The organism is Streptomyces sp. CO7 (assembly GCF_053474865.1).
In genome coordinates, this window is sequence record NZ_JBRIOU010000005.1 from 618,352 (window position 1) to 625,285 (window position 6,934).

General features: G+C 76.4%; 4 protein-coding genes. 2 read left to right on the plus strand and 2 right to left on the minus strand.

What is annotated here, in order from left to right:
* Positions 1-52: 52 nt before the first annotated feature.
* A complete protein-coding gene (locus tag ACOV8S_RS21315; protein WP_448319431.1) occupies positions 53-736 on the minus strand; it encodes a hypothetical protein in 684 nt (227 codons plus the stop codon).
* Between the two features lie 4 nt (positions 737-740).
* The gene (locus ACOV8S_RS21320) at positions 741-3,719 is read right to left on the minus strand and encodes a beta-galactosidase (protein WP_448319433.1); all 2,979 of its coding nucleotides are present in this window, start codon (positions 3,717-3,719) and stop codon (positions 741-743) included.
* A 320-nt stretch (positions 3,720-4,039) separates the two neighbouring features.
* On the opposite strand from ACOV8S_RS21320, the gene ACOV8S_RS21325 reads away from it, so the two are divergent.
* Positions 4,040-4,417, plus strand: a complete 378-nt coding sequence (locus ACOV8S_RS21325; RefSeq protein ID WP_448319484.1) for a cold shock domain-containing protein — start codon at positions 4,040-4,042, stop codon at positions 4,415-4,417.
* A 169-nt stretch (positions 4,418-4,586) separates the two neighbouring features.
* Positions 4,587-6,934 (plus strand): LamG domain-containing protein (locus tag ACOV8S_RS21330; RefSeq protein ID WP_448319435.1); only part of this gene is annotated, 2,348 nt, incomplete at its 3' end.

Genomic DNA, 6,934 nt, shown 5'->3' on the forward strand with positions numbered 1-6,934 from the left:
CGAGGTCATCGGGGCTCCTTCGCACTCGGGGCGGGACACCGGCGCCCGGAACCTACCCGGACGCGGCCCCCGTCACCGCCAGCCGCTGCAGGAGCCCCCAGGTGAACTCCGCCACGCACTCCCAGCGGGCGCCGTCCCCGTCGGGCACCGTCAGCGCGAGCCCCCAGCGCGTCGGGGCGCTGCCCTGCAGCGGCCGCGCCCCGGGGAACGCGCGGGCGGCCTCGTCGACGGTGCAGGACCAGGGCGTCAGGTCCTCCAGGGTGCGCAGGGCGGGACCGGGATCACCCGGCGCACGCACCAGCCACTCGTTCCAGACGGCTCCCGAGGGCCCGACCAGGACCTCGAACCGCAGGTCCGGCCAGAGCGGCACCGGCCACAGCCGCGCCTCGCACTCCAGGTCGCCGAGCACCCGGCGCCGGGTCGACTCCGGCTCGCCCAGCACCGAGCGGTACCGGGCGGCCGCGGACCGGCCGCGCGGCGAGCGCACCATGGCCTGCCAGCGTTTGTTGGTCTCCCGCATGGCGGCGGCCGAGACGCCCAGCCGGCGGCGGGCTTCCTCCACCAGCTCCGGGTTGTGGTCCGCCATCCGGCGCAGCAGCACCAGCTGGAAGTCCAGCCGGGTGAAGGGGCCGCCGGAGCCGGGAGAGGCAGGGCGGCCGGAGTGGCCCGGGCGGCCCGGGCGGCCCGGGCGGCCGGGATGGCCGGGATGGCCGGGATGCTCGGGGGAGGAGGGCATGCGGTTACCGGCCCGGGGACTCGACGTCGGTCACCGGCGTCCCGCCCGCGGCCGCGCCCAGCAGCCGGAGGCCGACCTCGCCCGGGCCCGACGGCGTGGTCCCGTCGGAGAGCACGGCCAGCGCCAGTGTGTTCTCCCCACGTGTGCGCAGCACCCCGTTCGGCAGCACGAACACATGCTGCGGCCCCACGTCGTTGACGTACAGGCCGAGGTTCCAGCCGTTGAGGAAGACCTGCACGCGGTAGGCCCGGCCGGGGTCGTCCTCCAGGGCCAGTCCGACGGAGGCGTCCACCGACTCCGGCACGTCCAGGGTGAAGGAGCTGCGGTACCAGACGACGCCCTGCCGCTTCTCCTCGTCCTCCTTGCGCACCGGCAGCTCGACGGCGGCCCAGTCCTTGTCGTCGACCGGTCCGGGCAGGTGCCAGCCCTCCCGCTCGCCGTACAGGCCGCCGGTGTTGAGCGGGCCGCGCACCGGGTCCGCGGCCGCCGCGCCCTGCAGCCGCCACTCCACCTCCGGCCGCGCGCCCTCGAAGGTCACCGAGGTCAGGCCGCGCGCCGTTCTGGGGGCGCCGGCCGAGCCGCCGCCCTCCGCGCGGGCCATGGGGCGCACCAGCACCGCCAGCACGTGGGCGCCCGGGGTGCGCAGCTCCCCGGGCACCGCGAACTCCGCCGTGACCTCGCCGCCCGCCGGCGCCGCCTGCGCGGACGCGTCGCCCGCGCCGTCCGTTCCCTCGGCGCCCGCGTCCTGCCTGCCCGCGCCCTCCCCGACGGCGTCCTCGGGCCGCCGGTGCACGCCCAGGGGTTCGCCGTCCAGCCAGGCCATCACCAAGCCCTGCGGCCCCGCCCGGTAGGAGAGCCGCACCGAGGCCGCGCCGCGGGCGTCGGCGAACCGGCCCCGGTACCAGAGGTCGCCGTAGTGGAAGCCGTAGTCGTCGGCGAAGAGCACCGGCTGCCCCTCGGGGACCGGCGTCGCGCCGGACGTCGCCGTGCGGTCGGCGACCCGCCAGCGGCCGTCGTCGAAGCGCGGGTCGGCCTCCGGGTTCTCCTCGCGGCGCCGCCAGCCGGTGAGGGCGGGCAGCTGCACGGCCGGCGGCGCCTTCAGGTGCCGGGTCGCCACCAGCGCGTTGGCCCGCGAGACCGTGGTGCGGACCCGCTCGCCGTTCCAGGTGAGCGAGCCGATCCGGCCCGGCGCCCACACCTCCAGGCCGGTGGCGGTCCGCACGTCGCCGGTGAGGTCCACGCCGGACCCGTGCGGCGTCACCGTGCGCACCAGCGACGGGCCGTAGACCAGGAAGTCGCCCTTGCGGGTCTCCACCGGCCACATCCGCGCCGCGTCGTCCTCGTCCGCGAGGATCAGCAGCAGCGGCCGGTTGCTGCCGCCGCCCTCCACCAGCACCCGGCTCAGGCCTCCCTCGCCCAGCGGCGCGGTCACCCGCAGCAGGTTGCGGTCCAGCGCCCAGGCCGGCTCCGGGTCCAGCCGGGTGGTCACCGGGGAACCGGGGGTCTCCAGGACCAGCTCGACCAGCTCGCCGCGGGTGCCGGTGAACACGGCGACGTCCATCGAGCCGATCGGCAGGAAGAGCATCGGCTGGGCCGTCGAGTGGCGCAGCCGGCGCTCGCCGAGCCGCAGCCCCGACATGATCAGCCGGGCCTCGCGGGGCGGCAGGGTGACGGTCACCGGCAGCTCGGACCCGGCGAGCCGCAGCGAGGTGGTGACCTGGTCCCGCGAGTCGTTGCGCAGCACGTAGGTGTGCGAGCCGGTGTCGCGGTTGGCGAGGTGGTAGACCCGCACCCGGTCGTCGTCGGCCCGCACGTCCGCCGCCCGGTGCAGCTTCGCCAGGTCGGGGACGGTGCGCAGCATGTGCCCGATCTGCTGGAAGGCGGCCAGCTGGGGCGTGGGGGCACGGGCCTCGTCGTGGCCGGCCGCGAGGTCGTAGGAGGTGACGGTCGACGGGCCGCCCTGCCAGCCCCAGTTGGTCCCGCCGAAGGCCGTCCGGGTGTTGTGGACGGTGAGTCCGTTGGCGATGTCGGTCAGGCAGGTGCGGCGCACCTGCACGGCGTCGAACTCCCGGCGCACCGCCTCGAAGGCCTGCTGCCCGTCGCGGCCGCCGCCCCAGGGGACCGGCCGGCCGGCGGTGAACTCGGCGAGCACGCCGGCCGTGCGCGGGCGGGCCCGCTCGGAGGTGGCCGCCCCGAAGTACAGCCCGCGGTCCGGCGGGACGTCCGGCGGGCCCTGCCCGGCGAGACCGGCGGTCGGGTCGAGTTCCTTGTGGAACACCGGGACCTCGATCCCGTCGCCCCGCACCTTGGCGTACAGATGTTCCCGGTAGGCGGTGGAGGCGGCGCCGCTGACGTCGGTGAACTGGTACAGCAGGACGGTGCCGCGGCCCTCGGTGTACTGGTGGCGGCGGGCGATCCGGTCCACCGCGGTCAGCCAGGCGTCGACGTGCTCCAGGTAGGCGGGGTCGTCGGCGCCCGGGCCGCCCCCGGTCCCGGCCAGCCAGCCCGGCAGCCCGCCCCCGTCCAGGTCGGCGCCGAGGAACGGGCCGGGGCGCAGCACCACGTACAGGTGCTCCTCGGCGGCCGTGCGCAGCAGCAGGCCCAGGTCGCGCACCCCGGTGAAGTCGTACCGTCCCGGAGCGGGGGAGTGGTGGTTCCAGGCCACCGGCACGGTCACCGCGTTGTGGCCCGAGGCGCGGATCTTCTGCAGCGCGTCCCGCCACAGCGAGGGGCTGGGCAGCCGGAACGGGTGGAACTCCCCGGACCACAGCACCAGGCGCTGCCCGTCGACGATCAGTGAGTAGCCGTCGTGACGCACCGAGTGCGGCCGCCGGTCCGCGCGCGGCGGGGCGGGCGGACGGCCGGTCGGCACGTTCCGCGAGGCGGACGCGGTCGGCGGCGCCGCCGTGCTGTCGGCCGCGAGCGCGACCCCCAGCACGGCCGTTCCGGCCAGAGCACCGAACGTACGCCTGGTGAACACCAACAGAACCTCCGCCGACTCCCGCGCCACATCGACGCGCGCGCCCCATTCTCCACAGGGGCCGCGCCCGACGGGGTCCGGCGGACGCCGACGACGCCCGGTTGTTGCGCTTATGCCGCTTTCGCGCGTGCGCCGGGGCGCACCGATCGGGCGCGACCGGCGAAAAGCCGCCCGGCGCCCCGCGCCGCACCGGTAACTTCGGGCTCCGCCCGGCAGTGCCCCGTCCCCGGCGCGGGCCGGAGCTGTGCCGACCGAAGAGGCGCCGACCGCAGCCGTGCCGACCGAGGGCTGCGGCGGCCGAAGAAGGAGTGGGTGGGTTCGCGGTGCTGATGACCGGCAGGGTGCTGCGGTTCGACGAGGTGCGCGGGTACGGGTTCATCGCCCCCGACGAGGGTGGGGAGGACGTGTTCATGCACGCCAACGACCTGCTCGACGACAAGTACCTGTACGGCGAGGGATGCCAGGTCGAGTTCGTCCTGGAGATGGGCGAGAAGGGCCCCAAGGGCTCGGAGATCCGGCTGCTCGGCCCGGCGCCGCGGGGCGCGACGGCGGGGGCGGTGCGGTCCGGCTCCGAGGACTTCCGCACGGAGCTCACCGAGGCCCTGATCGACGGCGTCCCCACCCTCACGGCCGCGCAGCTCAAGCAGGTCCGCTCCTGCGTCCTCGACCTGGCACGCGCCCGCGGGTGGCCGCTCTCCTAGAGGGCCGCGCACGCCCGCGGCGGACGGCGGGGCCCTCGGACGGCGGGGCCCTCTTTATTGGCATGGGAATGTCAGGCCGGCGAACTAGGATCTCGCCGCGTCGGCCCCCGGAGGCGTTCCGGGCCCACGGCCGGCACGTCGTCAGCGGGGAGCACCAGGGGTGGGAAGCATGGATTCGAGGGCGACCGGACATGCCCGAAGAGCGAGAGCCGTCGCCGCGCTGCTCGGCGGCGCACTGCTGGCGGGACTGCCCGTGCTCGCCGCACCGGCGGCGGCACAACAGCCGGGGGAGAGCCTGACCGCGGTGGTCCCGCAGGACGCGCGGGCCCGGCGGGAGGCCGTCGCGACCGGTGAACGGGTCGAGATCACCGGCGAACGAGCCCCGGGCCGAAGGGTCTTCGCCAATCCGGACGGAAGGACCCGCACCACGGAGCTGACCGTCCCGGGCGCCACCACCGGGTTCGCGGCCGCGGGACGGACCGTCCTGTCGTCCGACGGGCACGCGATCCGCGAGAGTGATCCGGCCCCCGACGGCCTGGGCGTGGGCCTGTGCGGCACGACCGCCGCCCGGGGAACGTCGTGCACCACCAGCGAACCGTTCGTCGGCCGCGCCTACTTCCGCTTCCCGGGCGGCGCCCTCGCGGGCAAGGAGATCCTCGACGCCACCTTCCGGATCACCGGAGCGGGCCCGCTCGCCTGCGAACCCCGGTGGGTGGAGCTGTACCGGACCGGCGAGGTGGCCGCCGACGCCGTGTGGCCCGGTCCCGCGGGCCCCGGTCCGGGCGATGCCTGGGACCGGCTGAACGACCGCAAGGTCGCCGCGACGACCGACGGCGACTGCGGGTCCCGGGCCCCGGGTACCCCGGTGGAGTTCCACGACGCCGCCGACGAGCCCGACGAGAAGCTCACCACCACGGTGCGGTCCGTCGCCGCCGGCGGCCGCGGGCAACTGACGTTGATGCTCAAGGCCAAGGACGAGACCGACCCGACGGCCCGGCAGCGCTTCGACGACACCGCCCTGCTCTCCGTCACGTACGTCAGCAGGCCCGCCACCCCCACCGACGTCGGTCTGCGGGGCGCGGAGGGGACCGTCTGCGCCGTCCGGCCTTCGGAACCGACGCCGACGGGCGATCCGACCCCGCGGCTGACCGCCACGCCCCGCGCGGAGGAGGGCGGGGAGAGCGGCGCCCAGCTGCGCGTGCGCCTCGACCTAGAGGTCCGCGGCGACGACGGCACCTGGGCCGCGGCCGACCCCCTCGCCGGGGACGTCCTGGTTCCCTCGTCCGGCTACGTCGGTGACGGTGTCCGCCTCTCGCACGACTGGCAGGGTGAGCTCGCCGAGGGCCCGCTGTACCGCTTCCGCGCCGCCACCGTCTCCTCCCCGCCCGGCGGAGGCGGCGACCTCGTCGGCACGCCGGCCGACTGGTGCCACTTCACCGTCGACCCGACCGCGCCCCGCGCCCCCGTGGTGGACTTCGCGTCGGTGTACAGCCCCTGCCTGCCCGACTCCTGCGTGGCGGCGGGTCGCCCCGGTCTGCCCGGCCGGGTCACCTTCCGGCCCGCCGAGGGGGACGTGAACACCGGCTACCTGTACAAGCTGGCGTCCGACAGCGGCTGGAGCGAGGTGGACGGGGCGACCGCCACCGTGTCCGTCGTCCCGGACGCGTCCGGCACCGCGCTGCTGTCCGTCCGTGCGCGGGACGCCGTCGGCCGCACCGGGGCGGAGACGACCGTGCGCTTCGCCGTCGGCCGCCCGTCCGGTCCGGTCGGCCGCTGGACGTTCCACGAGGCGTCCGGCGACGCCGTCGACGTCTCCGCGGCGAGCACCGAAGACCGTGACGACGCCGCACTGCACGCCGGCGCCGGGCGCGACGGCCACGGCCGGCGCGGCGAGGTCGCCGAGAACGGCACCACCGGCGAGGACAGCGCCCTGCGGCTGGACGGCGAGGGCGCGTACGCCGCCACCGGCACGGCCCTCCTGGACACCGCCGGTTCGTACACCGTCGCCGCCTGGGCCCGGCCGGGAGGCGAGGACGGCACAGTGCTGGCACAGGACGGCGCCGAGCAGAGCCCGTTCCGGCTCGGCCTGTGCGCCGACACCCGTACCTGGTGCCTGACCCTCGCCGACGCGGACGCGACCGGCGCGGGCACCCTGCGCCTGGACTCCGGCCGGGTGGCCGCACCCGGGGCGTGGACGCATCTGGCGGCCGTGGTCGACCGCACGGGGGAGATGGGCACCGCCACGCTCTACGTCAACGGCGTGGCCCGGGACTCCGCACCGCTGGAGCGGGAAGCCTGGCCGGCGAGCGGTCCGCTGCAGATCGGACGCGGCCTGGTGGACGGCGCCCACGGCGGGTACTTCGAGGGCGACGTCGACGAGGTGGCGGTCTGGCAGGAGGCGCTGTCGGCCCCAGCCGTCGGCACGGAGGCCCGTCTGCCGGTACCGGGCAGCGCCGGCGCCCACGTCGAGCTGGTCGCCGGCTTCGCACCGGGTGACGCCGTGGCGGGGGCCCCGAC